Origin of the sequence: Cryobacterium sp. N21 (genome assembly GCF_002929575.1) — a bacterium.
Lineage (GTDB): Bacteria > Actinomycetota > Actinomycetes > Actinomycetales > Microbacteriaceae > Cryobacterium > Cryobacterium flavum.
In genome coordinates this window covers 279,367-303,300 of sequence record NZ_PJJQ01000032.1, presented here as the reverse complement: position 1 = coordinate 303,300, position 23,934 = coordinate 279,367, and the positions used below count along the sequence as shown (strand labels likewise).

Here is a 23,934-nt window from a genome sequence, read left to right as displayed (position 1 = left end):
GCTCCTCAAGAGGTCGAGCCAGGTTTCGCAAGGGTGCCCCGCACTATGACGAGGACTCCGAATTCAGATCCGGTGGTATTCGACGGCAAGCCACACGCAGTCGGTGTCGGCGTGGTATTGGTGCCAGGGGTAGTGGAAGGTTCCGCCGACTCCGATGCAGAACGGAGTCGGGTTGGTATTCCCCGGGCTGAGCAACTGATCTTCGTAGAGTGTGTCTTCGTTTTCGGACATGAATTTCTGCATTCGGCCGCGCCCGAGCACCTGGGTGTGCACCTCGATGAAGTCGTGTTGATTGTGAATGCCGCAGTCAGTGCCGGCCGGGCTGAACCAGAGGTTGGCTCGCACCTCGAAGCGGGACGTCCCGATGGCGTTGTCAGTGATGCCGAGTATGTCGGCGCAATTCAGCTCCACCGTCCCCAACCGGTCCTGCGGCGATTTCAGAAGGACCGGAGAACCAAACTGGGAATCATAGAAGTTCGTCCACCCACGGTGTACGAGTTGAGCTTCCTGCACGGCTGGTGATTCTATGGTCAGGACGATGAGTTTCTCGCCGGCGACCGTGCCCTGCCGAAGAATCGTAGATGAGAGGGCGGGGAGGATGCTCCGTTGGGAACCGGAGGTGAACGCGCGGGTGGGTGCCACGTTCACGACGATGCCTGCTCCGACGATCGGCACTTCTGCCGGATCGTCGAGCACGCGGGCTGAAATAAGATCGCTGGTGAAGTTAAGGAGTCTCGCTCTTTCCATTTCTTAGGTCCCTCAGTTTGGCCTCTGCGAGGCTTTTAGGACACAAGATGCCGCTTCAGCGGCCCGGGAAGAGAACTGAAACAACGCGGTCACCTGCGCCGATCAACAGCTCTGTTACAACGCCCCCAGTATGGGTGGTGTTATTCCCCAGTATCCACACCCTGTCAGTGATAGGCAGCGCAGGGAGAGGCGGTGACCCGCCGTTCTTGTCAGGATCGACCTATGAGATTCGGCGCGATGACAGCAGCATCCGTGCGGTGGTCCGAGTCGGAAGTGCAGGCCGAAGACGGGTATCGCATCCCGCTCAGAATCTATGACGGTCCCCGAGCCGGCCTGGCCACACTGGTATGGGCGCACGGCGGAAGCTGGACGCGCGGTTCCCTTGAGGACTGGCACGCGGCATGCCTGGCCCTGACCTCCCTGTGCGGCCTTCGTATCGTCAATGTCGGCTATCGGCTGGCTCCGCGGTGGACGCACCCCACCGCCCTGAATGACCTACTCAGGGTGGTGCGGTGGGCGTCCGCGCATCTGACAGACCCCGCGAGCCAGCTGGTGATTGGCGGGGACAGCGCCGGAGGCACGATTGCCGCTGGCGCTGCATTGTGGTGCCGTGATCACGGAATTCCCCTCGCGGGACAAATACTGGCCTACCCACCCTTGGACCCAGAGTGCACAGCGCCTTCCTACCTCGCCATGCCGGCACGATTCCCGGAGCGTCGCCAGCTTCAACAAGCGTGGGCTCGCTACCGGGGGCCACTCGCCGACCGAATGGGTGAGTCCTACCTGACACCGCTGAACGGGTCAAACCTGTCCGGACTCTGTCGCACCGCCCTCATCACGGGGACCTTCGATCCTGTCTCAGACGACGTGCGATCCTACGCCGCAAACCTGCAGCGCGACGGAGTTCCTGCCCTTCTGCACACCGATCCGGCGCTGGAGCACGGCGACTTTCTGTTTCAGAGAGGACCGCGGCCCAATCCTGTGCACGTCTGGATCAACACAGTGCTGGACACCTGGTTCGACACCACACACGACCACAACAGAATGAGGACCCCACGATGACCAGCCCATACCCGATTGACCTCTCGGTGACAGACAATGCTTCAGCCCTTCTCCGGCACTTCGCCGATCTCCGCGACGGCACGCACGGTCAGGCGCACAGTCGTGCCGACAAGGAGGCTCTGTTCGCGACCACAGCGACGCTCATGGATTCGCCCTGCCGCTCAGCGCTGACAGAACTGAATGCGGCGCTCTTGCTGAACACTGGAACGATCCACAGCACCGGTGTGGCCCGAACGCAGGACGGCGGGCTCGGCTGCTCGTGGACGCTGTCGTGGCCCCGTCAGGTAGCCGCAGAGATCCCTCCGATCACTCTGACGGCCTACTTCGGCCGCAACTTTCACCATCCACATCTCCGCGGAGGGACGGTGCGCGACTGGCCTCTCAACGTCTTCACCCCCCTGCAGGCTGCGGGCGAGCTGCCGACGTTACGCGCGATAGCGGCCGCCGAACTGCACAACCTGGTCTTCCTCGCGGATTTCCGCATCGTGCCGGCAACCGGACCTGCTGAAGCAGTTTCGCCGTGGTGAGGCTGTCGATTCTTGACCAGTCGCCGATCGCCGAAGGCACGACCGCTGCTGCGGCAATCCGCGACACGGTGCGGCTGGGGACGGTGGCGGCCGAGCTCGGTTATGAGCGTTTCTGGGTGGCCGAGCATCACGACTCCCCCAGTTTCGCCGGCACTGCACCGGAGATTTTAGCGCTCGCGCTCCTCGAAAACACGAGCGGGATCCGGATCGGTACCGGCGGGGTGCTGCTCGCTCGGTACACTCCGGCGAAGGTGGCCGAGACGTTCAATATTCTGGCTGCCTTGCACCCAGGGCGAGTCGATCTGGGGATCGGGCGGGCCGGCGACCGCGACGGTTCATACCCCGCGAAGGTTGTTGAGTTGCACGAGAGGCTGGGTCTCCTGCCCGATGATCCGGAACGCACGGATCTTCGACTCTGGATGCTGGGTGCCGGCCGCAGCACTGCCCCGGTCGCCGGAGCGATCGGAAGCGGCTACGCGCACGCCCACTTCTTGAATCAGGAATCCGCACAGGCTGCCCTGCACGCCTATCGAGACAGTTTTCTTCCCACCGTCCATCGCCTTGAGCCCGAGCCTCTTCTTGCCGTACGAGTCATCACAGCGGAGCACTCCAGCGTCGTGTCCGGGTTGCGGGAGATCGCCCTGCTGTGGCGGTCACGCAAAGACCTGGGTGATGACAGCCCGTTCCCCGCCATGAACGTGTCCTTGGCGCACCGCTGGAGCGGGCACGAAACGACCCGCCGCGCTGCCAACCAGTCATCGATTATTTCGGGAACACCACAGGACGTGAGACGTCAGCTTGAAGATCTGGCCCGCCTCCACGGTATCGACGAGATCATGGTCAACAGCCCGATTGCCGGGTATGCCGATCGAGAAGCTTCGTACGCCTTGCTCGCTGAGGCTTTTGCCCTGGTGCGGAAGTGATGCTCAGGCGCGCTGGGCGAATGCACTTTCATACAGGCAAACGGATGCCGCGGTCGCCAGGTTCATCGACTCGGCTTCGCCGTAGATCGGCACGCTGACACTGCGGTCGACCCGAGCGAGGTCTTCGTCGGTCAGGCCGCGAGCTTCGTTGCCGAACAGCCACACGGTCGGAGCTGCGAGCAGCCCCTCGTTGCGGGCGGTGAGCAAGTCGGAGCCTTTAATGTCGGCGGCGAACAGCTGCAGGCCGGCGGCGCGGGCACGGTCGAGCACGTCGGAAAGGTCGGCCGCGATGGCGACGGGCAGGTGAAAGATGGAGCCGGTCGAGGAACGGATGACCTTGGGGTTGTACAGGTCGACGCTGCGACCGGTGAGGATGACGGCGTCGGCGCCGGCGGCATCCGCTGCGCGAATGATGGTTCCTGCGTTTCCCGGGTCGCGTACCTCTTCAAGGATGGCGACGAGTTTGGGTTCGGCGTTGAAGATCTTCTTCACCGAGGTGGGGAACTGGTGGCAGACGGCCACGAAGCCCTGCGGGGTGACCGTGTCGGCCATGGCCTCGAGCACCTCTTCAGAGACGAACTCCACCTCAACCTGGGCGTCGACCGCTTTCTGGGCGAGGTCGGAGTAACGATCGAGCGCGGTCGGTGTGGCAAACAACTCCACGACCAGCTCTGGACGAAAGGTGAGGGCTTCGGAAACGGCCTGTGGGCCTTCGAGCAGAAACAGACCGGACTCGAGGCGCGCGTCGCGCTTAGCAAGTTTTGCGACGGCACGGACGCGCGGTGAACGTGAATTATCAAGCATGTACCCCAGTTTAGGTGCACAGCGAATGCGTACAAAAAAGGAGCGGGTGACCAGGTCACCCGCTCCTTGTTTTGAGCCGTTCACGACATTCACGCCCAGGAGGCAGCCAGTGATGAACGGTTCGGTTGACGCATTACGCCGTGACGGAGACCTTCGGTGCCGAGGTGTCGGCAGGAAGAGCAGCCTTGGCGCTCTCAACGAGGGCGGCGAACGTCGCTGCCTCGTTGACGGCCAGGTCGGCGAGGATACGACGGTCAACCTCGATGCCAGCCAGGCCGAGGCCCTGGATCAGACGGTTGTAGGTGAGGCCATTCGCGCGCGACGCAGCGTTGATCCGCTGAATCCACAGGCGACGGAAATCGCCCTTGCGTGCGCGACGGTCACGGTAGCTATAGGTGAAGGAGTGAGTGAGCTGCTCCTTCGCCTTGGTGACCAGGCGTGAACGCTGACCGCGGTAGCCCTTGGCGCGTTCGAGAATAACGCGGCGACTCTTGTGGGCGTTTACGGCCCTCTTTACTCTTGCCATTTTCTACAAATCCTTACTCGTATTTACGAGGCCTGGTTTCCGGTGTTGGAATTTACAGACCGAGAAGCTTCTTGATGACCTTCTGGTCTGACTTGGCCAGCACCTGGTCCTGGTTCAAACGGGACTTGCGCTGCGTGCTCTTGACCTCGAGGTTGTGTCGAAGTCCGGCCTGCTGCTTCATGATCTTTCCGCTGCCGGTGACCTTGAAACGCTTCTTGGTTCCGGAGTGGGTCTTCATCTTAGGCATCTGGTTCCTCCTGTTTCGCTGCCTTGTCGGCAACCTTGTCTGCCTTATCGGCTACCTTGTCTGCCTTCTCGGCAGCCTTGTGGGCGTTGATCTCAGCCTTGGCTTCTGACTTGTTCTTCAACGGGCCAATCACCATGACCATGTTTCGACCGTCGATCATCGGAGTAGATTCCACGGAACCGTACTCGGCGACATCCTCGGCAAATTTTTGGAGCAGTCGTACGCCCTGATCGGGACGGGACTGTTCGCGGCCACGAAAAAGAATCATGGCCTTGACCTTGTCACCGCTCTTCAGGAAGCCCTCGGCGCGTTTGCGCTTGGTCTCGTAGTCGTGCGTATCAATCTTGAGACGGAAACGAACCTCCTTGAGGATCGTGTTCGCCTGGTTGCGCCTGGCCTCCTTGGCCTTCTGCGCAGCCTCGTACTTGAACTTGCCGTAGTCCATGATCTTGGCCACGGGCGGCTTGGCTTCGGGTGCAACTTCGACGAGGTCGAGGTCGGCATCCTGTGCCAGGCGCAGGGCAACATCAATCGCCACGACCCCGACCTGCTCGCCGTTGGGACCAACGAGACGAACTTCGGGGACGCGTATACGGTCATTTGTACGGGGATCGCTGATGCGTCTCTCCTCTTGGTTAACTTCGTGATCACAACCAGCCAGCGGATGCTGACCGGGGACGAAGAGAGGAAAATCACGCGTTTTCCACACCAACTTTTTCGTTGACGTGTTCCACACGACACCCTGTCTACCCTCGCCCTGCCACCTTCCCGGAGGAGGTGATAACGCGACGGCGGAGTGCAATCTACCCGGTAACCTTGACGAAGCGGTATGCGCGGGTGGGAGATTCTCCACTTTCGTACCGAGACTATTGTCCCGGAACCAAAGATTAGCCTAGCAGAGGAATGCAGTGAGCCAAAGTTTTGAGCACGATACGAGTTTTGAGCAGGATGCAGCACAAGCCACACGCGATATCGCCGATGTGGCCGCTGTGGAGATCATCACCACGGCCGCGGTGCACCTGATGAGCGCGGCCGCCGTGAAGTGCGGACTGGCCGAAGACCCCGACGCCCAGATCGACCTCGACGAAGCCCGCAAACTCATCACGGCCCTCGCCGGGCTGGTCACGGCAGCGGCTCCCGACATCGCCGATATGCATGCCCGCAGCCTGCGTGACGGACTGCGTTCCCTGCAACTCGCGTTCCGCGAGGCATCCGCCATTCCCGACGCCATCGGCGAGGGCCCCGGCGAGAAGTACACCGGACCGGTCAACTAGCCCATTTTTTTTCGAGCGGATGCCGCGGTCGCCCCGACCGACGGCATCCGCTTTGTGTTGTGAGCACCGGAGCGGACCCGAGCTAGATCTGGCAGCGGGAGCACCAGAATGTGTTGCGCTGCTCGACATCACTCCGGCCCAGGGTGCCGCGACTGATGCGGGTACCGCAGCGCCGGCACGGCTGGCCGCCTCTCCCGTACACCCACACTTGCGCTCCGCGGCGCAGGTTGCCGGTGGTCGTGCGTTCGTCGCGGTCCTTGTTGGCCAGAAGCAGGCGGCGGGCCAGCGCGACGAGCCCGGCGATATCGCTGACCTCAGCCATGGGCCGGGTCGGCAGCAGTCCACGCAGAAAACAGAGCTCGTTGACGTAGACATTGCCGAGTCCGGCGAGATTGCGCTGGTCGGCGAGCGCGAGAATAACCGGTTGGTCGGGCCTGGCAGCGAGTCGATTGGTGGCCTCGGCACCGTCGACCGCGCTCCAATCGGGGCCCAGCAGGTCGGGCCCGAGATAGCCGACCACCTCCGACTCGGCGCGGGTCGGCACGAGTTCCAGAATGCCCAGCTCGAAACCGACGGCGACCCACTCGAGGGTCTGCAGCACGATACGCGCCTGGAACGCCGGCCGGTGCCAGCGCGTGCCCGGCCGATAGAGGTGCCAGGCACCCTCCATTTTGAGATGCGAGTGGATACTCGTCTCGCCGACCCGATGCAGCAGGTGTTTGCCGTAACTCACGACCTCGTGCACGGTCTGCCCGGTCAGGTCGACGGTGGCGAAGGCCGGCACCCGAATGTCGCAGCCGGTCAGGATGTTTCCGCGCAGGGCCTGGTCGAGGGAACGAGCCGTGCGGTAGACGGTATCGCCCTCAGGCACGCAGCCTCAGCCCCTTCGGCGTTTCGGTGAATCCGGCGGCGCGCAGGGCCGCGCCGAGTTCGGTGCCGATCACGAACACGCCGTTGGCCGTTTCCACGGCGATCTTCTGGATGCGCCCGGCAGTGACGAGGGCAGCCAGACTGGCGGTCGCTGCGGCGAGCACGGCAGCATCCGTCTCGTAGACAACCACAGTCTTGCCACCGCGCTCGACATAAAGCACGAGGCCGCCGTCGACGATCACGACCAGTGCCCCCGCCTTGCGACCCGGGCGGTGGGTGGTGTCGCCGGGCAGCGGCGGCCACGGCAGCGCGGCGCCGTAGGCGTTCGCCGGGTCCGCTGCGGCCAGGGTCACCGCGACGGCTGGCGAGGTGCGTCGGGCAGCGGACGGGTCGGATGCCCCCGCAGCGAAGGTGCGCAGCCGGTCGATGGTGCCGCCGGTGGCGAACTGGGCTGCGCCGAGCCCTTCGATGAAGTAGCCGCGACGGCAGCGGGCCATTTCTTCGAATCCGGTGAGCGTGCGGTAGACGAGCGAGAACCCCCCGGCGACACCCTCGGCCATCACCGCGCCGCGGGTCACGACGCCGTAGCGTTCCAGCAGGGTCTCCCCCAGCGCGTGCGCACGACGGGTCGGCGAGTCGTCGGCCACCGGCAGGATCGACCACCGCCCCGACACCATTGGTGGTCCGCTGCGACTCGGCAGACTGGGCCGCGGCATCGACCGCCCGCGATGCAGGCGCGCCCGGGGCACGGCGCGGCTCTGCCGGTGCGCGGTATGCCCGCCGGCCAGGAGCGAGCGAACCGGGGCGAAGGTGTCGTTGTTGATCAGCCCGGCCCAGACCAGGTCCCACAGCGCCTGCACCAATTCCTTGTCGTCCTGGCTGCCCACGGCATCGGCGAGCTGGCGAAAGAAGTAGGCCCCGCCGCTGCCGAGGGTCGCGAGGATCTCCTGCTGCAGGGGCGTCATGTCCACATCGATGGGCAGTGGCAGCGTGAGCTGGGCGGTTTCGGCGAGGTGCAGGCTGACCCAGCCGTCATTGCCGGCGAGGGTTCCCGCGCCCGCCCAGAGTACTTCGCCCGCGTTGGTGAGTTCGTCGAGCATGCCCGGCTGGTAGTCGCTCACTCGGGCTGGCAGAATCAGCGTCTCCCAGGCGGACGCCGGTATGCGCGCTCCCTCGAGCTGTTCCACAACGGATGCGACGCCGTCGATTCCGCGCAGCTTACCGCCCACGTGTTGCCAGGCCGGCAAAAACCGGCCGATAGCCTTCTGATCGACGGGTTCCACCTCGTGCCGAAGCGCGGCGAGGGAACGGCGGCGGAGGCGGCGCAGCACCTCGGAGTCGCACCATTCCGGGCCGGTGCCGTTCGGTCGGAATTCGCCGGCCACGATGCGTCGGGCATCAGCGAGGCGGCCGAGGGCAATCTGCACGACGGCCTCGCCCAGCCCGAACCGCTCGGCGACAGCCCGCGTGGTGAACGGTCCATGCGAGCGAGCAAAGCGGCTCATCAGGTCGCCGAGCGGGTCCTTGACGGATTCGGTAAACGCTGCCGGTACACCGATTGGGAGCGGAACCCCGAGTGCGTCGCGCAACCGGCTGGCGTCTTCGACGGCCGCCCAGCGGTCCTGGCCGCCGATGCTCACCCGGATCGCGCGGCGGGAGTCGACGAGGGCGTGCAGGGCGTCGTCGGCGACGAGCGAGTCGGCGGCGGGCTGCGACTCGGGCGTGAGCATCCGCTCGGCCACTTCGACGGTGCTCAGCGGGCCGAGCGTGCGCAGCAGGTCGGCGACGCCTTCCACGCCATTCACTAAATAGTCGGGGGCGAGCCGTTGCAGCTCCCGGTCGGTCTGGTCGATGACGGTGGGGTCGAGAAGTTCACGCAGTTCCACCCGCCCGAGCAGTTCGGCGAGCAGGCTCGAGTCGATTGCGAGGGCCGTGGCGCGCCGCTCGGCCAGCGGAGTGTCGCCCTCATACATGAACGCGGCCACGTAGCCGAACAGCAGGGTGCTGGCGAACGGGCTGGCGGTCTCAGTTGTGGTTTCGACCAGGCGCAGTTCGCGGGAGGCGATCTGCCGGGCCAGCGCCCCGAGGGCCGGCAGGTCGTAGACGTCCTGCAGGCATTCGCGCAGGGTCTCGAGAATGATCGGAAAAGTTGGAAAGGTGCGGGCCACGTCGAGCAGCTGCGCGGCTTTTTGCCGCTGCTGCCAGAGGGGCGAGCGGACACCGGGCTTGTACCGGGGCAGGAGCAGGGCCCGAGCGGCGCACTCGCGAAACCGGGAGGCGAACAGCGCGGAGCCGCCGACCTCGTCGGTGACCAGCTGTTCGAGCTCGTCGGGATCGAACACGAACAGGTCACTGCCGGGCGGTTCGGTTTCGGTGTCGGGGATGCGCACGACGATGCCGTCGTCGCTAGCGACGCAGGAGCCATCGATTCCGTAGCGCTCGCGCACGCGGGCCCCGACGGCGAGTGCCCACGGTGCGTGCACCGGCGTGCCGTATGGCGAGTGCAGCACCACGCGCCAGTCCCCGAGTTCATCGCGGAACCGTTCGACCACGAGCGTGCGGTCAGTAGGCAGCTGGCCCGTTGCACCGCTTTGCTCGCCCAGGAAGGCAAGCAGGTTACTGATGGCGCGCTGATCGAGGCCGCCCACGGCACAGCGCTCCCGCGCCGCATCGGCCGGCAGGCTCCCGACTTCGCGCACGAAAGCACCGATGGCCTGACCGAGTTCGGCCGGGCGGCCGAGGCCGTCACCCTTCCAGAACGGCAACCGCCCCGGCTGCCCAAACGCGGGCACGACGAGTACCCGGTCGTGGGTGATCTCCTGGATGCGCCAGCTCGTGGTGCCGAGCGCGAAGATATCGCCCACCCTCGATTCGTAGACCATCTCTTCGTCGAGTTCGCCGACCCGTTTGCCGGTGATCTGCTCGCCGCCGACCATGAAGACGCCGAACAGACCGCGGTCAGGGATGGTGCCGCCGCTGGTGACGGCCAACCGCTGCGCGCCGGGACGGCCGGTCAGGGTGCCGGCGTCGCGATCCCAGACGATGCGCGGGCGCAACTCGGCGAACTGGTCAGAGGGGTAGCGGCCGGCGAGCAGGTCGAGGGTGGCCTCGTAGGCGGAGCGGGGCAGCGTCGCGAACGGTGCGCTGCGCCGAACCATGTCGAACCAGGTCTCCACGTCGATCGGTTCGAGCGCGCAGGCCGCGACGGTCTGCTGGGCCAGAATGTCGAGCGGGTTGGTGGGAACCCGCAGCGATTCGATCGCGCCGGCCACCATTCGCTCGGCCGCGACCGCCGCGTGGATCAGGTCTGCCCGGTGCTTGGGGTAGATCACCCCGCGACTGATCTCACCGACCTGGTGCCCGGCGCGGCCGAGCCTCTGCAGCCCGCTCGACACCGACGGCGGTGACTCGACCTGCACGACCAGGTCGACGGCGCCCATATCGATGCCGAGTTCCAGGCTCGACGTGGCAACGACACAGCGCAGCCGGCCCGATTTCAGGTCGTCTTCAATGAGCGCGCGTTGTTCTTTGCTGACCGAACCGTGATGTGCGCGGGCGAGCAGCGGCTCGGCGCCATCGGTTTGGCCGCTCGCGCCCATCAGTTCGGCTGGCGGGCGAACGGCCGGAGGACTCCCCACAACACCTCCGTGCACCACGGGAACCAGAGCGGAGGCCGCCAGCCTCTCGGCATAGATTTCGTTGAACCGGGCCGTCAGGCGTTCGGTGAGCCGTCGCGAATTGGCAAACACGATGCTCGAGGAGTGTGCCAGCACTTCGTCGACGATGGCCTCTTCGACGTGGGGCCAGATCGATCCGGTCTGCGGCGCCGCGGCCGACGTGACCCCCTCGCGTTGAGGCACCGGCCCGAGGTCGCTCATGTCATCGACCGGAACGACCACACGCAGATCGAACCTTTTCAGCGCGGGCGGCGACACGATCTGCACCGGGGCGGCGCCGCCCAGAAACCGTGCGACTTCGCTCTGCGGGCGTACCGTAGCCGACAGTCCGATTCGCTGGGCCGGCTGATTGAGCAGTGCGTCGAGTCGTTCGAGGGACACGGCCAGGTGGGCGCCGCGTTTGCTCGCCGCGACCGCGTGCACCTCGTCGATGATGACCGTCTGCACACCGCGCAGCGATTCGCGGGCCGCCGACGTGAGCATCAAAAACAACGACTCCGGGGTAGTGATGAGAATGTCGGGCGGCGTGGTGATCAGTTTGCGGCGGTCGGCGGCAGGTGTGTCTCCGGAGCGCACCCCGACCGAGACGTGCGGCGGCTCGAGCCCGAGCCGCTCAGCGGCGCGGCTGACGCCCACCAGGGGCGCGCTGAGGTTGCGTTCCACGTCGACGCCGAGTGCTTTGAGCGGCGAAATATAAAGCACACGAGTGGCGGGTGCATGCTTGGTTTGCTCTGTTCCTGGTGCTGACTCGGTATAGAGCCGGTCGATGGCCCACAGAAACGCGGCCAGGGTCTTCCCTGATCCGGTCGGAGCCACGACGAGGGCGTGCGAGCCCTGCGAAATAGCGTTCCACGCCCCGAGTTGAGCCGCGGTCGGCGCGTCGAACGCTTCGGTGAACCAGGCCCGGGAGGCCAAGGAGAAACGATCGAGAACGTCGGTCATAGGGTTATTGTCGCCTACCCCACCGACATTCGTGCTGCGCAAAATCTAGGCCGAGGCGATGAGCTTCACCCGCAGCGAATCGACACCGGTCGTAATGACCTCGCTCTCCGACCAGCGAGTGCCGAGCCGGCTCAGAATGGTGTCCAGGTCGGGCTGGGTGAGGCCGTCGACCAGTTCCAGTTGTACCACCAGTTCGGGCCCCTCCAGCCGCCCCAACGGGTCGCCGGCTGAGAGCTGAACGGTCAGCACCGACAGCTCCGTTGCGATGGATGCGGCGAACGCGTCGGCCACATGATGGCTGGCATAACTCGGTGTCCAGGGCAGGGATTGGGCGATCGCCCAGAGCGCCGGTCGCCGGATGACGAATTCGCCGGGCGAGGTGGGGTCGAGCACCACGAGGTCGGTGTTTTCCTGCGCGGCGGCCAGGGCGACGCGCACGGCATCCGCTGGAACGGGTCGGGCGAGGGGATTCCAGGCCGTCATGGCGGCCGTGGAGGAGAAGGCGGGTAACACGGTGCGGCCGTCGGGACCGGCCACGGTGATGATCGACAGCTCCTGGGTTTTATCGATCGTCTGCCCGCGTGCGTTCAGGGCGGCCTCGCCGAGCTTCGTCACCAGCGGAATCAGCAGGCGGGAACCGCGGATGGCGTCGATGACGCTTTCTTCGCCCGCTTCCCGGGCCTGAAAGCGGGTGAGCGCCTCGGCAAGCGCGGCGGGGGCTGACCCGTCATCGCCGGCGTCCAGATTGGCCTCGAATCCTCGGCCGGCCCAGGGCTGACCGGCCGAATCGGCCAGCTCGCTCGGCTCACCGGGCTGGCCCGGCGAGCTTTGGGAACCGGGCTGGCTCTGTGAACCCGGTCGACCGGAGGGATCGCCCGTTGAGCCGAGGTTGCGCGCCTTTGCCATTAGTCCCCCGCGACGTCCAGGGCCTCGGCCAGAGTGAACGCGCCGGCATAGAGCGCTTTGCCAACGATGGCACCTTCCAGGCCGAGCGGCACCAGCTTGCGCAGCGCTTCGATGTCATCGAGGCTGGAGATACCGCCGGAGGCGATGACCGGCTTGCGGGTGCGATCGAGTACCTGGCGGAGCAGGTCGATGTTCGGGCCTTGCAGGGTGCCGTCCTTCGTGACGTCGGTCACGACATATCGAGCACAGCCGGCCTCCTCCAGCCGTTCGAGCACCTGCCACAGGTCGCCCCCGTCCTTGGTCCAGCCGCGGGCCGCGAGGGTCGTGCCGCGCACGTCGAGTCCCACGGCCACGGCCTCGCCGTATTGCGCGATCACGCTGGCCGCCCACTCCGGGTTTTCCAGGGCCGCGGTTCCGAGGTTGATGCGTTTGACGCCCGTTGTCAGTGCTGCTTCCAGCGATGCATCATCGCGGATACCACCGGACAGCTCGATGTTGACACCCTTGACCTGGCGAATGACCTTCTTGATCACGCCGGTGTTGGTGCCGCGGCCGAATGCCGCATCGAGGTCCACGAGGTGAATCCATTCGGCGCCCTGTCTGGCCCAGTCGGCCGCAGCATCTACGGGGTCACCGTAGTTCGTTTCCGTACCCGCCTCGCCCTGCGTCAGGCGCACGGCCTTGCCTCCGGCCACATCGACGGCGGGCAGGAGGACGAGCCTCGGTGTCTTGTTGAACTCGCTCATTGGTGTCCTCGGTTGTGCGGTCGCAGGCTGCGGCCAATTTCATAGTGGTGGGGCGGATTGTGCAGTCTAGGCGCGCAGTTCTATTAGCGCAGGGTACCGATCCAGTTTTTCAACAAGCGGATGCCCGCCTCGCCCGATTTCTCCGGGTGGAACTGGGTTGCGGTGAGCGGACCGTTCTCGATCGCGGCCAGGAACGGCGCTCCGTGTTCGGCCCAGGTGAGCCGTGGTTCGGGGAACGGGGGCATGACCTCAAGCGTCCAGGACTGCGCGGCGTAGGAGTGCACGAAGTAGAATCGCTCGTCTTCGATCCCGCGAAACAGCTCGGAGCCCGGCGCGCTCGTGACGGTGTTCCAGCCCATGTGCGGCAGGATCGCGGCGGGAAGTTCGGTGACCGTTCCGGGCCATTCGCCGAGGCCCTCGGTGTCGACGTCTCGTTCGACCCCGTGCTCGAACATGACCTGCATTCCCACGCAGATTCCGAGCACCGGGCGATCGCCGGCCAGGCGACGGTCGACGATCTCGTCGCCGCGAACCGCTTTGAAGGCCTGCATGACGGCGCTGAACGCGCCAACACCGGGCACGACGAGGCCGTCGGCTTCGAGCGCGACCGTGCGGTCGCTCGTCAGGGTGACGTCAGCACCGGCCAGTTCGAGCGCCTTGACCGCGGAGTGCACGTTGCCGGTGCCGTAATCGAAGACGACGACCCGAGTCACAGGGCTCCCTTGGTGGAGGGGATGCCCTGCACGAGCGGGTCTAGGGCCTTGGCGAGACGGAACGCACGGGCGAAGGCCTTGAACTCGGCTTCGGCGATGTGGTGCGGGTCGCGGCCGCCCAGCACGGTGACGTGCACGGTCAGCCCGGCGTGAAAAGTGATCGCTTCGAAGACGTGACGCACCATGGAGCCGGTGAAGTGTCCGCCGATGAGGTGGAATTCGAAGCCGGCCGGCTCGCCGGCGTGCACGAGGTAGGGGCGACCCGAGATATCGACGACGGCCTGGGCGAGCGCCTCGTCGAGTGGCACGAGGGCATCACCGTAGCGGGAGATGCCCGACTTGTCGCCGAGCGCCTGGCGAATGGCCTGGCCGAGCACGATTCCCACGTCTTCGACGGTGTGGTGCACGTCTATTTCGATGTCACCGCTGGCGCGCACCGTGAGGTCGGTCAGGGAGTGCTTGGCGAAGGCTGTCAGCAGGTGGTCGTAAAACGGCACCGAGGTGTGGATATCGCTGACGCCGGTGCCATCGAGGTTCAGTGAGAGATCGATGCTGGATTCACTCGTCTCCCGTTGCAGGTGTGCGACGCGGGGCGCGGAAATGCCAACAGGTGAGCTCATAGCGCTAGTTTATCGGTCGTCCGAGGCGGGCCAGAGCGTCAAGGAACAGCGAAGTCTCCTTCTCGGTACCCGCCGTCACCCGCAAGTGGTTCGGGATACCGACATCACGAATGAGAATTCCCTCCGCCAGCAGCGCCTCAAACGTCTGCTGCGGGTCGGCCACTCCCCCGAATAATACGAAGTTGCTCCAGCTTCGGTGCGGGGCATAGCCCAGACCGGCCAGCTCGACCACGAGCCGATCGCGCTGTCCACGAATATCGTCGACCATGGCGAGCATCTCCGCGCTGTGCGCCAGGGCAGCGTTTGCGGCGGCCTGGGTGAAGGTGGAGAGGTGGTACGGCAGGCGAACCAGGCGCAGGGCATCCGTTACCGCCGGATCGGCAGCCAGATAGCCGACCCGCGCACCGGCAAAGGCAAAGGCCTTGCTCATTGTGCGTGAGACCAACAGTCGCTCCCGGCCTGGCAGCAAGGTGAGCGCACTCGGAGTTCCGGCGGGCGCGAACTCGGCGTAGGCCTCGTCGACGACGACGATGCCATCGGTCGCGTCGTAGGCGGCGGCGATGGTCTCGAGCGAGAGCGGGGTGCCGGTGGGGTTGTTCGGTGAGCAGAGAAAGATGATGTCCGGATTGGTGCGAGTGATCTGGCTCACTGCGGTGGCCGGCGACAGCTCGTAGTCGGCATCGCGCGTGCCGGCAATCCAGGTGGTGTCGGTTCCGGCCGCGAGGATCGAGTACATCGAATAGGTGGGGGCAAACCCGAGCAGGGTGCGCCCAGGTCCACCGAAAGCCTGCAGTACCTGCTGGAGCACTTCGTTGGAGCCGTTGGCCGCCCAGATGTTGTCGGAGGTGAGTGCCTCGCCAAGATACTGCGCGAGTGCCTCACGCAGGGCGGTGAACTCGCGGTCGGGGTAGCGATTCACCGAGCGGATGGCCTCGGCCAGGCCGGCGAGAATGTCGCGGGCCACTGCTTCGGGAATTGGGTGCGTGTTCTCGTTGACGTTCAGGGCCACCGGAACGTGCAGTTGCGGAGCACCGTACGGGGTGAGGCCTTGCAGGTTGGTGCGGAGCGGAAGATCGTCGAGAGTGGTCACACTCTCCATGCTACGACCCTGTGCTGGCGCGCATTGCTACTTACGAGTTGGCGGGCAGTTCGAGTCGCTGACCGGGCTGGAGCGTTTCGACGGTGAGCGCGTTCAGTCGTTTGATGTCGGCGACGACGTCGCGCGGGTCGGCGGACGGCGAGACCTCTTCGGCGAGGTCCCACAGGGTTTGGCCGGGTTCGACTGTGATGAACCGGGCAGACCCGACGTCGGTCGGCGAGTAGGCCAGCGTCGCCACGATTCCGGAGTCGGTCGTGTACGACGTGAGGTCGATGCCCGTGGCGGAATTGGATGCGCCGGCCGCTCCCCCGTTGAGGGCGAATGCGACGGCACCGATGACGAGGGGCACGGCTGCGAGGGTCGTGAACACCACTCGCCCACGCCGGGTGAGGTGCAGACGGGTGCCGGGGGTACGAGAAGCGCCGTATTCACGGGCTGTGGGTGCAAGTGCTGTGGTCATGTCAAACCTCCAAGGTAGGCGGGCTGCGAGTCTCGTATCCGGCCCTCGGCCGGGAAGGCCGGATACGAAACTATGTTCCGAATATAACTTCGAACAATCGAACATGCAAGCTTTTTCTGATCCTCACCCCGAATTTCGCGCAACACACTCGAATAAGTGTTTGTTGCAGGGCTCGGAACTGGATAAACTTTCGATAGGCCAATTGCTTGATTTACACTCAACCAGACACCACCGACATCCCCGTGTGACACGGTTTCAGACCACGCGGGGCCAACTCCAGGAGGGCACATCGTGACACAGGACACCAGCGGTACCCGTGACAAGGGCGGCACCCGGCGCCGCAAGAGTTTGAGCCAGCGGCAGCTCGCTATTCTCGACGTGATTCAGCGTTCGGTGAGTTCGCGCGGGTACCCGCCGAGCATGCGTGAGATCGGTGACGCGGTCGGGCTCGCCTCACTGTCGAGCGTGACCCATCAGCTCAATCAACTCGAACTCAGTGGCTACCTGCGCCGCGACCCGAATCGTCCGCGGGCACTCGAAGTTCTCATCGAGATTCAGCGCGCTCCCGAAGATGTCGGTACCGGTGACCAGGACAGCTTCCACCCCGGCGTTCAGGTCGGCGACGCCGCGATGGTGCCCCTCGTCGGTCGTATCGCCGCGGGAATCCCGATCACGGCCGACCAACAGATCGACGAGATTTTCCCGCTCCCCCGCCAACTCGTTGGGCAGGGCGAGCTGTTCATGCTCAAGGTCGTGGGTGAGTCCATGATCGACGCCGCCATCTGCGACGGCGACTGGGTCGTGGTTCGCCAGCAGAAGACCGCGGAGAATGGCGAGATCGTCGCGGCCATGCTCGACAACGAGGCCACCGTGAAGGTTCTGCGAAAGCGCGATGGCCACACCTGGCTGCTGCCGCGCAACAGCAACTTCGAACCGATTGTCGGCGACTTTGCGGACATCCTCGGCAAGGTCGTCGCGGTGCTGCGTTCGGTTTAATCTACGAAGGCCCGACCACCAACCGGTGATCGGGCCTGTTTTCGGTCTGCCCCGCTAGACGCCGACGGTGGCATCGAGGCGTTCGCGCACCACCCGCGTCGCGGCGAGCATGTTGTGCAGCGACTGCACGGTCTCGTCGTAGCCACGCGTTTTCAGTCCGCAGTCCGGGTTCACCCACACTTGGCGTTCGGGAATGGATTCCAGGGCGGTGTCGAGCAGGATGGTCAACTCGTCCACACTCGGTACGCGCGGCGAGTGGATGTCGTAGATGCCGGCGCCAATGCCGTGGTCGAAGCCGCCCGCCTCGATTTCCCGCACAACTTCCATGCGTGACCGGGCCGCTTCGATGCTCGTGACGTCGGCGTCGAGGTTGCGAATGGCTTCGATGACAACACCGAATTCTGAATAGCAGAGGTGGGTGTGGATCTGGGTCGCATCCGCGACCCCGGCCGTGGCGAGCCGGAAAGACCCGACCGACCAGTCCAGGTAGTCGGCCTGATCCTTCTTCTTCAGCGGCAGAAGTTCGCGCAGGGCCGGCTCGTCGACCTGAACGATCTTGATGCCCGCGGCCTCGAGGTCGGAGATTTCATCGCGCAGGGCCAGCGCCACTTGGCGGGCGGTCTCGCCCAGCGGCTGGTCGTCGCGCACAAAGGACCAGGCCAGAATCGTCACCGGGCCGGTGAGCATGCCCTTGACCGGCTTGGTGGTGAGGCTCTGCGTGTAGACCGACCAGTCGACGGTGATCGGTGCCGGGCGCGACACGTCACCCCACAGAATGGACGGCCGGGTGCAGCGGCTGCCGTAGGACTGTACCCAGCCGTTCTCGGTCACGGCGAATCCGTCGAGGTTCTCGGCGAAGTACTGCACCATGTCATTGCGTTCGGGTTCGCCGTGCACGAGCACGTCAAGTCCGATCTCCTCTTGCAACTGCACAACGCGGCCGATCTCGGCGCGCATCAGCTCGCGGTAGGCATCCGCTGCCAGGGTTCCCTTGAGGAACTGTGCGCGTGCTCGGCGAATGTCGGCGGTCTGTGGGAAGGATCCGATCGTGGTCGTTGGCAGTGGCGGAAGGTGCAGCGCCGCCTCCTGGGCGAGGAGTCGATCGGCGTAGTCGCCACGAGTGAAGTCGGCTTCCCTCAGCGCGGCGGCACGGCCGCGCACGGCTCCGTCACGCACGCCGGGAGCGCTGCGCCTGGCCGCCAGGGCCGCCTCGGCCTCGGCCAGCGGCGCCGCGATGGCCTCACGTCCGGCGGTGAGTCCGAGCGCGAGGGTGGCGACCTGACCGACCTTTTGGTCGGCGAAGGCCAGCCATCTGGTCAGTGAGCCCGGCAGCGATGTCTCGTCGGCAACATCGTGCGGCACGTGCAGCAGTGACGTCGAAGTGGACACGGTGACCGATGCGGAGAGGGCACGCACGCTCTCGGCGGCCTCGAAGGCACCGGCGAGATCGCCGCGCCAGATGTTGTGCCCGTCAATGACGCCGGCGACGAGGGTCTTGTCGGCCAGTCCGAGGACGGCCCGGGGCAGGGTGCCCCGCACCAGGTCCAGCCCGATCGCCTCGACGGCGGTGGCCGCAAGCACCGGCAGGGCGTCGTCGAGGCTGCCGTAGGGCGCGGCAACAAACAGGGCGGGCCGGCCGGTCAGTCGACCAAGCACTCCATAAGCGGATGCGACGGCCGCCAGCGTCTCCGCGCGCGGCACGTCGATGGATTCACTGACCAGGCCCGGCTCATCGAGCTGCACCCAGTCGGCTCCGGCATTCGCTAACCGCGCCAGGAGCGCCGCATACACGGGAAGGAGATCGTCCAGCCGCGACAGGGGCGAAAAGCCAGCCGGGGCTTCGTCACTGGCCTTGCTGAGCAGCAGGAAAGTGACCGGGCCGACGAGCACCGGACGGGTGAGGAACCCGGCCGCTTTGGCCTCGATGAATTCACGTACGATGCGGTCGCCGGCCAGCGAGAACGCGGTCTCCGGTCCGATCTCGGGCACGAGGTAGTGGTAGTTGGAGTCGAACCACTTGGTCATCTCGAGGGGCAGGTTCTCGCCCGCGCCACGGGCCAGCGTAAAGTATCCGGCCAGGTCGAGGGTGCCGTCAGCGGCGACGAGCGAGGCGAACCGGGCGGGAACCGCGCCGACGGCAACGATGGTGTCGAGCACCTGGTCGTAGTAGGAGAACGACTCGGGGATCGACGAGTCGGTGCGGCCCAGCCCGAGACTGGCGAGCCGATCGCGGGTCTGCTGCCGCAGCCCAGCGGCGACGGCCTCCAGGGCCGGCGCGTCGATCGTCCCCGACCAGAACGCTTCGACGGCTTTCTTCAGTTCGCGCCGTCGGCCGATGCGTGGGTAGCCGAGGATGGTGCCGGTGGGAAAGGTGCTGGAAACTGGCGAAATGGGCATGGTGATTCCTTCACTGGAGCGATGATGGCTGGAACGGTCGGAGGAACGAACGTGGTGGGTGGGCCTCGCGCCTGAGCGGCGTGCGGCCTAGGGCATGGCAGCGGGCACTGGCAGTGCCCCACACCCTTCGAGAACCTTCAGCACGGTGTCGTGCTGGTTGAAGGCGTAGAGGTGAAGCCCGGGGGCGCCGCCCGCGAGAACGTCCTGGCCGAGGCGTACGGCGTAGTCGATGCCGATCTGGCGCTGGCCTTCGTCGGTCGGTTCGACCTCGAGCTGGATGGACAGTTCGGCGGGCAGCTTCTCGCCGGAGAGCTGCAGAATACGGCGCAACCGGTTCGGGCTGGTCACCGGCATGATGCCGGGAAGGATCGGTAAGAGCACTCCGGCGGAGCGAGCCCGCTGGATGAAGCTCAGGTAGTCGTCGGCGTGGAAGAACAGCTGGGTGATCGCCAGGTTGGCTCCGGCGGCCTGCTTGGCCAGCAGGGTGTCGATGTCTTGGGTGACCGACCGCGAGTTCGGGTGGCCGTTGGGGAAGGCCGCAACGCCGATGCGTACCTTGCTGCGTTCCGTTTTCACCCCGCGGGCACCGGGCAGGCCCGGAATCACCGTCTCGATGTACGGCACCCGTTCGATCTGCACTCGATGGATGAGCTGGACCAGCTCCCCCGCGCTGTGCAGGTCGCCGAGAAAGGTGGTGTCGCCCTCATCCGCGCCCTGCGGCGCGTCGCCGCGAATGGCCAGAAAGCTGCGGATGCCGGCGTCGAGAAACTCGCGAATGAGGCGGCTGGCTTCTGTGTGCGAGGAGCCGACGCAGGTGAGATGAGCCATGGCATCCACTGAGGTGTGGTCTTTGATGTAGCGCAGCACGTCGAGCGAGGAATTGCGCGACGAACCGTTGGCGCCGTAGGTGACCGAGATGAACTCGGGGCCGGCGGCGGCAAGGTGATCGATGGTGCGGGTGAGAGCGGATGCTGCGGCCACCGATTTCGGCGGGTACACCTCGAACGAGAACGCCGGGCGGGCGTCACACGCGTTGGGCGTTGGGGCGGTCATGGGTCCTCATTCGGCAGAAACGGTACAGCGGGTGATGGCCGGGCGGCCGCGGACACACCAGAACACTGGTGGGTTTTCGCGGGCGGGTGCCGGGCTCGGCTGTCGCTCCATGCCGGGGAATGGATTCCGTCGGCAACGATTGATTAGACACTAACAACACCAGCGCCGGGTCGCACCAATGTGACAGTTCGTGTCATTGGTGCGCCGACGGGCGGTGGGAATCAGGCGGAGAGCGTGGGCAGAATGACGAAGGGAGCGAACTGCGGCTCGATCTCGGGAGTGACGAACGCAGTGACGTGGGTGCCGGTCTCGATGTACTCGGTCGTCTCGATGCGGCCCACGTCGTGCAGAACGGCGATGAGGTCGCCGCGATCATAGGGAATGAGCAGGTCGAGTTCGATCTGCGGTGTCGGCAGCAGCAGCGCAACGGCAGCGAGCACAGTGTCGATGCCCTCACCGGTGCGGGCCGACACGAATGTTGCCTTCGGCTCCAGGCCGCGCAGTACCAGCCGGTCGTCGTCGCTGATCAGGTCGCTCTTGTTGAAGACGACCAGTTCGGGAATATCGCGGGCGCCGACCTCGGAGATGACGTCGCGCACGGTGGCGAGCTGGGCCACGGGGTCGGGGTGGGAGCCGTCGACGACGTGCACGATGACGTCGGCGTCGGCGACTTCTTCCAGGGTCGAGCGAAAGGCTTCGACCAGCTGGTGCGGCAGGTTGCGCACGAAACCGACCGTGTCGGTGAGGGTGTACAGACGCCCGTCGGCGGTCGTCGACTTGCGCACGGTGGCGTCGAGGGTCGCGAACAGGGAGTTCTCGACCAGCACTCCGGCCTTGGTGATGCGGTTGAGCAGGCTGGACTTGCCGGCGTTGGTGTAGCCGACGATGGCGACCGAGGGAACGGCATTGCGCTTGCGGTTGGCGCGTTTGGCCTCGCGGGCCGGCTTCATCTCGACCATCTGCTTACGCAGTTTGGACATCCGGGTGTGAATGCGGCGTCGGTCGAGTTCGATCTTGGTCTCACCGGGGCCACGGGAGCCCATGCCGGCACCGGTGCCACCGACCTGGCCACCGGCCTGGCGAGACATCGAGTCACCCCAGCCACGCAGGCGCGGGAGCATGTAGGCCATCTGGGCGAGTTCGACCTGCGCCTTGCCCTCTCGGCTCTTGGCGTGCTGGCTGAAAATGTCGAGGATGACGGCTGTACGGTCGATGACCTTCACTTTGACCACGTCTTCGAGGGCACGGCGCTGGCTGGGCGCGAGTTCGGTGTCGGCGATGACGGTGTCGGCGCCGAGCGCCTTCACGATGTCGGCGACTTCCTGGGCCTTGCCCTTGCCGAGGTAGGTGCTCGGGTCGGGGGTGGCCCGGCGCTGCAGCAGACCGTCGAGTACGGTTGCCCCGGCGGTTTCGGCGAGGGCGGCCAGTTCGCGCATGGAGTTCTCGGCGTCATCGACCGTGCCGTGCGTGTAAACACCCACGAGAACGACGTTTTCGAGCCGCAGTTGGCGGTACTCAACCTCGGTGACGTCTTCCAGCTCGGTCGATAGCCCGCCGACTCGCCGCAGGGCGTTGCGGTCAGCACGTTCGGACTGGTCGCCGTCGTGCTCGCTACCGTCGTACTCGCCGGATGCGTGAGTTTGCAGGGCCTGGGCTGCCCCGCTGCGGAACAGGGAGTAGCCGGCAGCCTTGCTGTCGGCGCTGGCCAACACGCGCGCGACGACATCGTCTGCGTCTGGGGCTTCTGCACCTGTGTTTACTACCGCGGTGTTTTCTACCGCGTCGTTGCCCGAGGGCGCCGTTGGATCATTCATCCCATTAACCTTAGTTCAACGAAGTTGAAAGGTTCCTCTTATGTCGTCCGACCACTATTTTTCTCCGGCGCCCGGCACCGTACTGAAAACCCGCCAGATCACGGTGCAGTTGCACGGCCAGGATCGGCTCCTGACGACCGCCAATTCGGTCTTCAGCCCCGCCCACATCGACGGTGGCACCGAGGTTCTACTCAAGTACGCCCCCGAGCCGCCGCTGACCGGTCACTTTCTCGACCTTGGCTGCGGCTGGGGCCCGATCGCCCTGCACCTCGCCATGGCCTCCCCCAACGCCACCATCTGGGCCGTCGACGTCAACGAGCGTGCCCTCGATCTCGTGCGCACGAACGCCGCCGCGCTCGGCCTGACCAACATCAACGCCGTGCTCGCCGCCGATGTGCCCACCGACATCAGCTTTCGCACCATCTGGTCGAACCCGCCCATTCGCGTCGGCAAGGACGAACTGCATGGGCTCATGACGACCTGGTTACCCCGCCTCGCATCAGAAGCGGATGCCTGGCTCGTCGTGCAACGCAACCTCGGTTCGGATTCGCTCCAGCGTTGGCTCGCCGCCGAACTCCCCGACAACTTCGAAACCACGCGTGAGGCCATCAGCAAGGGTTTCCGAGTGCTGGCAGTGCACCGCGACTAACCCAGGTTCAGAACCCCGTCGAAGACGAGCTCTGCCGGCCCGGACAGCGACACGTGCTCGCCGTCCTCGGCGGGGAACATGCGCACTCCGAGCACGCCACCGGGAACCTCGACCCGCCACTGGTGCGGCGCCGATTTGCCGGCCCAGTGCCGAGTGGCGAGGGCGGCCGCGACCGCTCCGGTGCCGCAGGACAGCGTCTCCCCGCTGCCGCGTTCGTGAACGCGCATGCGGAAGCGCCCGACGCCGTTGACGACCAGCGGTTCGTTGGGCACGACGAATTCAACGTTCACGCCGTCGGCCGGCTCGGGATCGAGTTGCGGAATGAACGTGAGGTCGGCCGCGTCAAGTTCATCGTCGTCGGCGAGGGCGACGACCGTGTGCGGGTTGCCAACATTGATGCCGAGTCCCGGCCGCGCCACGGGCAGGTTCTTGGTGCGCACGAGCGGCTCGGTGCCGTCGAGCTTCCATCGGCCGAGGTCCACCTGAAAGCCGGAGGCGTTGCGCTGTACGTCCCGCACGCCCCCGCGAGTGCCGATGGTCAGGGTGTCGCCGGGCAGCAGCTCGGCGAGGTCGTTCTCAATCAAGAATTTGGCATACACACGGATGCCATTGCCGCACATTTCCGAGACGGTCCCGTCGGCGTTCCAGTAGTCCATGAACCACTCGGCAGCGTCGTCTTCAGCGAGAGCGGCCGCGCCGTCAGGCAGGTTCTTGCTGCGAACCGCACGGATGATGCCGTCCGCACCGACGCCGAACTTGCGGTCGCACACAGCACGAATCTGCGCCGGCGTGAGCTCCGTTGTTCCGTCGGGATCAGCGAACAGCACGAAGTCGTTGCCCGTGCCGTGGCCCTTGGTGAAGTTCAGAGTGATGCCCATGCTG

Annotated in this window: 23 protein-coding genes; 6 read left to right on the top strand and 17 right to left on the bottom strand. The window is 65.5% G+C overall.

The window, feature by feature from the left end:
• Positions 1 to 63: 63 nt before the first annotated feature.
• A complete protein-coding gene (locus CXY77_RS10110) occupies positions 64 to 747 on the bottom strand; it encodes a hypothetical protein (RefSeq protein WP_134343665.1) in 684 nt (227 codons plus the stop codon).
• A 222-nt stretch (positions 748 to 969) separates the two neighbouring features.
• On the opposite strand from CXY77_RS10110, the gene CXY77_RS21105 reads away from it, so the two are divergent.
• Genes CXY77_RS21105 through CXY77_RS10095 form a run of 3 tightly spaced genes read left to right on the top strand, consistent with a single transcriptional unit; the run spans position 970 to position 3,259 of the window.
• A complete protein-coding gene (locus CXY77_RS21105; RefSeq protein ID WP_104130018.1) occupies positions 970 to 1,809 on the top strand; it encodes an alpha/beta hydrolase fold domain-containing protein in 840 nt (279 codons plus the stop codon).
• Complete coding sequence (locus tag CXY77_RS10100) at positions 1,806 to 2,336, top strand: hypothetical protein (RefSeq protein ID WP_092341058.1); 531 nt, start codon at positions 1,806 to 1,808, stop codon at positions 2,334 to 2,336. Before CXY77_RS21105 ends, CXY77_RS10100 begins: the two co-directional genes overlap by 4 nt.
• The gene (locus CXY77_RS10095) at positions 2,330 to 3,259 is read left to right on the top strand and encodes an LLM class flavin-dependent oxidoreductase (protein WP_092341057.1); all 930 of its coding nucleotides are present in this window, start codon (positions 2,330 to 2,332) and stop codon (positions 3,257 to 3,259) included. The genes CXY77_RS10100 and CXY77_RS10095 overlap by 7 nt, the downstream gene beginning before the upstream one ends.
• A 3-nt stretch (positions 3,260 to 3,262) precedes the next feature.
• On the opposite strand, the gene CXY77_RS10090 is transcribed toward CXY77_RS10095, so the two are convergent.
• The 4 genes from CXY77_RS10090 to infC form a co-directional block, all read right to left on the bottom strand.
• The gene (locus CXY77_RS10090) at positions 3,263 to 4,063 is read right to left on the bottom strand and encodes an RNA methyltransferase (RefSeq protein ID WP_092341056.1); all 801 of its coding nucleotides are present in this window, start codon (positions 4,061 to 4,063) and stop codon (positions 3,263 to 3,265) included.
• 133 nt (positions 4,064 to 4,196) lie between these two features.
• Positions 4,197 to 4,589, bottom strand: a complete 393-nt coding sequence (rplT, locus tag CXY77_RS10085) for a 50S ribosomal protein L20 (RefSeq protein ID WP_092341055.1) — start codon at positions 4,587 to 4,589, stop codon at positions 4,197 to 4,199.
• Positions 4,590 to 4,641: 52 nt separating this feature from the next.
• Entirely contained in the window at positions 4,642 to 4,836 is a 195-nt protein-coding gene (rpmI, locus tag CXY77_RS10080; RefSeq protein ID WP_092341054.1) for a 50S ribosomal protein L35, read from the bottom strand.
• On the bottom strand, positions 4,829 to 5,455 hold the full coding sequence (infC, locus tag CXY77_RS10075; RefSeq protein WP_104130035.1) for a translation initiation factor IF-3: 627 nt from the start codon (positions 5,453 to 5,455) through the stop codon (positions 4,829 to 4,831). The genes rpmI and infC overlap by 8 nt, the downstream gene beginning before the upstream one ends.
• Positions 5,456 to 5,744: 289 nt before the next feature.
• Between infC and CXY77_RS10070 the strand changes: the two genes are divergently transcribed.
• Positions 5,745 to 6,110 (top strand): DUF1844 domain-containing protein, encoded by a 366-nt coding sequence (locus tag CXY77_RS10070; RefSeq protein ID WP_092341053.1) that lies wholly within the window; start codon positions 5,745 to 5,747, stop codon positions 6,108 to 6,110.
• 82 nt (positions 6,111 to 6,192) lie between these two features.
• On the opposite strand, the gene CXY77_RS10065 is transcribed toward CXY77_RS10070, so the two are convergent.
• The 8 genes from CXY77_RS10065 to CXY77_RS10030 all read right to left on the bottom strand — a co-directional run bounded on the left by CXY77_RS10065 (position 6,193) and on the right by CXY77_RS10030 (position 16,143).
• Complete coding sequence (locus tag CXY77_RS10065; protein ID WP_092341052.1) at positions 6,193 to 6,981, bottom strand: DNA-formamidopyrimidine glycosylase family protein; 789 nt, start codon at positions 6,979 to 6,981, stop codon at positions 6,193 to 6,195.
• Positions 6,974 to 11,599, bottom strand: coding sequence for an ATP-dependent helicase (locus tag CXY77_RS10060; protein WP_104130017.1), 4,626 nt, complete (start codon positions 11,597 to 11,599; stop codon positions 6,974 to 6,976). Before CXY77_RS10060 ends, CXY77_RS10065 begins: the two co-directional genes overlap by 8 nt.
• Positions 11,600 to 11,644: 45 nt before the next feature.
• Entirely contained in the window at positions 11,645 to 12,505 is an 861-nt protein-coding gene (locus tag CXY77_RS10055) for an SseB family protein (RefSeq protein WP_092341050.1), read from the bottom strand.
• Positions 12,505 to 13,251 carry a bifunctional 1-(5-phosphoribosyl)-5-((5-phosphoribosylamino)methylideneamino)imidazole-4-carboxamide isomerase/phosphoribosylanthranilate isomerase PriA gene (gene priA, locus CXY77_RS10050; RefSeq protein WP_092341049.1) on the bottom strand — a complete coding sequence of 249 codons (747 nt, stop codon included), beginning with the start codon at positions 13,249 to 13,251 and terminating at the stop codon, positions 12,505 to 12,507. Before priA ends, CXY77_RS10055 begins: the two co-directional genes overlap by 1 nt.
• Before the next feature lie 83 nt (positions 13,252 to 13,334).
• Positions 13,335 to 13,964: an imidazole glycerol phosphate synthase subunit HisH gene (gene hisH, locus CXY77_RS10045; RefSeq protein ID WP_092341048.1), complete on the bottom strand. Its 630-nt coding sequence runs from the start codon at positions 13,962 to 13,964 to the stop codon at positions 13,335 to 13,337.
• A complete protein-coding gene (gene hisB / locus CXY77_RS10040) occupies positions 13,961 to 14,584 on the bottom strand; it encodes an imidazoleglycerol-phosphate dehydratase HisB (protein WP_092341047.1) in 624 nt (207 codons plus the stop codon). Before hisB ends, hisH begins: the two co-directional genes overlap by 4 nt.
• A gap of 4 nt (positions 14,585 to 14,588) precedes the next feature.
• Positions 14,589 to 15,683 (bottom strand): histidinol-phosphate transaminase, encoded by a 1,095-nt coding sequence (locus tag CXY77_RS10035; protein ID WP_092341046.1) that lies wholly within the window; start codon positions 15,681 to 15,683, stop codon positions 14,589 to 14,591.
• A 31-nt stretch (positions 15,684 to 15,714) separates the two neighbouring features.
• Positions 15,715 to 16,143, bottom strand: a complete 429-nt coding sequence (locus CXY77_RS10030) for a LysM peptidoglycan-binding domain-containing protein (protein ID WP_092341045.1) — start codon at positions 16,141 to 16,143, stop codon at positions 15,715 to 15,717.
• A gap of 291 nt (positions 16,144 to 16,434) precedes the next feature.
• Between CXY77_RS10030 and lexA the strand changes: the two genes are divergently transcribed.
• Positions 16,435 to 17,139: a transcriptional repressor LexA gene (gene lexA / locus CXY77_RS10025; RefSeq protein ID WP_092341044.1), complete on the top strand. Its 705-nt coding sequence runs from the start codon at positions 16,435 to 16,437 to the stop codon at positions 17,137 to 17,139.
• A 54-nt stretch (positions 17,140 to 17,193) separates the two neighbouring features.
• Here the strand turns inward: lexA and metE are convergent, their stop codons facing one another.
• The 3 genes from metE to hflX all read right to left on the bottom strand — a co-directional run bounded on the left by metE (position 17,194) and on the right by hflX (position 22,403).
• Entirely contained in the window at positions 17,194 to 19,536 is a 2,343-nt protein-coding gene (metE, locus tag CXY77_RS10020) for a 5-methyltetrahydropteroyltriglutamate--homocysteine S-methyltransferase (protein WP_092341043.1), read from the bottom strand.
• Between the two features lie 87 nt (positions 19,537 to 19,623).
• Positions 19,624 to 20,589 (bottom strand): methylenetetrahydrofolate reductase, encoded by a 966-nt coding sequence (locus tag CXY77_RS10015; protein ID WP_092341042.1) that lies wholly within the window; start codon positions 20,587 to 20,589, stop codon positions 19,624 to 19,626.
• A 221-nt stretch (positions 20,590 to 20,810) separates the two neighbouring features.
• Positions 20,811 to 22,403 (bottom strand): GTPase HflX, encoded by a 1,593-nt coding sequence (gene hflX, locus CXY77_RS10010; RefSeq protein WP_092341041.1) that lies wholly within the window; start codon positions 22,401 to 22,403, stop codon positions 20,811 to 20,813.
• A 40-nt stretch (positions 22,404 to 22,443) separates the two neighbouring features.
• Between hflX and CXY77_RS10005 the strand changes: the two genes are divergently transcribed.
• On the top strand, positions 22,444 to 23,052 hold the full coding sequence (locus CXY77_RS10005; RefSeq protein WP_104130016.1) for a class I SAM-dependent methyltransferase: 609 nt from the start codon (positions 22,444 to 22,446) through the stop codon (positions 23,050 to 23,052).
• Here the strand turns inward: CXY77_RS10005 and dapF are convergent.
• Complete coding sequence (gene dapF, locus CXY77_RS10000; RefSeq protein WP_092341039.1) at positions 23,049 to 23,930, bottom strand: diaminopimelate epimerase; 882 nt, start codon at positions 23,928 to 23,930, stop codon at positions 23,049 to 23,051. The genes CXY77_RS10005 and dapF overlap by 4 nt on opposite strands.
• Between the last annotated feature and the right edge of the window lie 4 nt (positions 23,931 to 23,934).

Coding starts and splice junctions, on each gene's coding strand:
- CXY77_RS10110 (WP_134343665.1), bottom strand. CDS start 747: ATGGAAAGAGCGAGACTCCTTAACTTCACCAGCGATCTTATTTCAGCC.
- CXY77_RS21105 (WP_104130018.1), top strand. CDS start 970: ATGAGATTCGGCGCGATGACAGCAGCATCCGTGCGGTGGTCCGAGTCG.
- CXY77_RS10100 (WP_092341058.1), top strand. CDS start 1,806: ATGACCAGCCCATACCCGATTGACCTCTCGGTGACAGACAATGCTTCA.
- CXY77_RS10090 (WP_092341056.1), bottom strand. CDS start 4,063: ATGCTTGATAATTCACGTTCACCGCGCGTCCGTGCCGTCGCAAAACTT.
- rplT (WP_092341055.1), bottom strand. CDS start 4,589: ATGGCAAGAGTAAAGAGGGCCGTAAACGCCCACAAGAGTCGCCGCGTT.
- rpmI (WP_092341054.1), bottom strand. CDS start 4,836: ATGCCTAAGATGAAGACCCACTCCGGAACCAAGAAGCGTTTCAAGGTC.
- CXY77_RS10060 (WP_104130017.1), bottom strand. CDS start 11,599: ATGACCGACGTTCTCGATCGTTTCTCCTTGGCCTCCCGGGCCTGGTTC.
- CXY77_RS10055 (WP_092341050.1), bottom strand. CDS start 12,505: ATGGCAAAGGCGCGCAACCTCGGCTCAACGGGCGATCCCTCCGGTCGA.
- priA (WP_092341049.1), bottom strand. CDS start 13,251: ATGAGCGAGTTCAACAAGACACCGAGGCTCGTCCTCCTGCCCGCCGTC.
- hisB (WP_092341047.1), bottom strand. CDS start 14,584: ATGAGCTCACCTGTTGGCATTTCCGCGCCCCGCGTCGCACACCTGCAA.
- CXY77_RS10035 (WP_092341046.1), bottom strand. CDS start 15,683: ATGGAGAGTGTGACCACTCTCGACGATCTTCCGCTCCGCACCAACCTG.
- CXY77_RS10030 (WP_092341045.1), bottom strand. CDS start 16,143: ATGACCACAGCACTTGCACCCACAGCCCGTGAATACGGCGCTTCTCGT.
- metE (WP_092341043.1), bottom strand. CDS start 19,536: ATGCCCATTTCGCCAGTTTCCAGCACCTTTCCCACCGGCACCATCCTC.
- CXY77_RS10015 (WP_092341042.1), bottom strand. CDS start 20,589: ATGACCGCCCCAACGCCCAACGCGTGTGACGCCCGCCCGGCGTTCTCG.
- hflX (WP_092341041.1), bottom strand. CDS start 22,403: ATGAATGATCCAACGGCGCCCTCGGGCAACGACGCGGTAGAAAACACC.
- CXY77_RS10005 (WP_104130016.1), top strand. CDS start 22,444: ATGTCGTCCGACCACTATTTTTCTCCGGCGCCCGGCACCGTACTGAAA.
- dapF (WP_092341039.1), bottom strand. CDS start 23,930: ATGGGCATCACTCTGAACTTCACCAAGGGCCACGGCACGGGCAACGAC.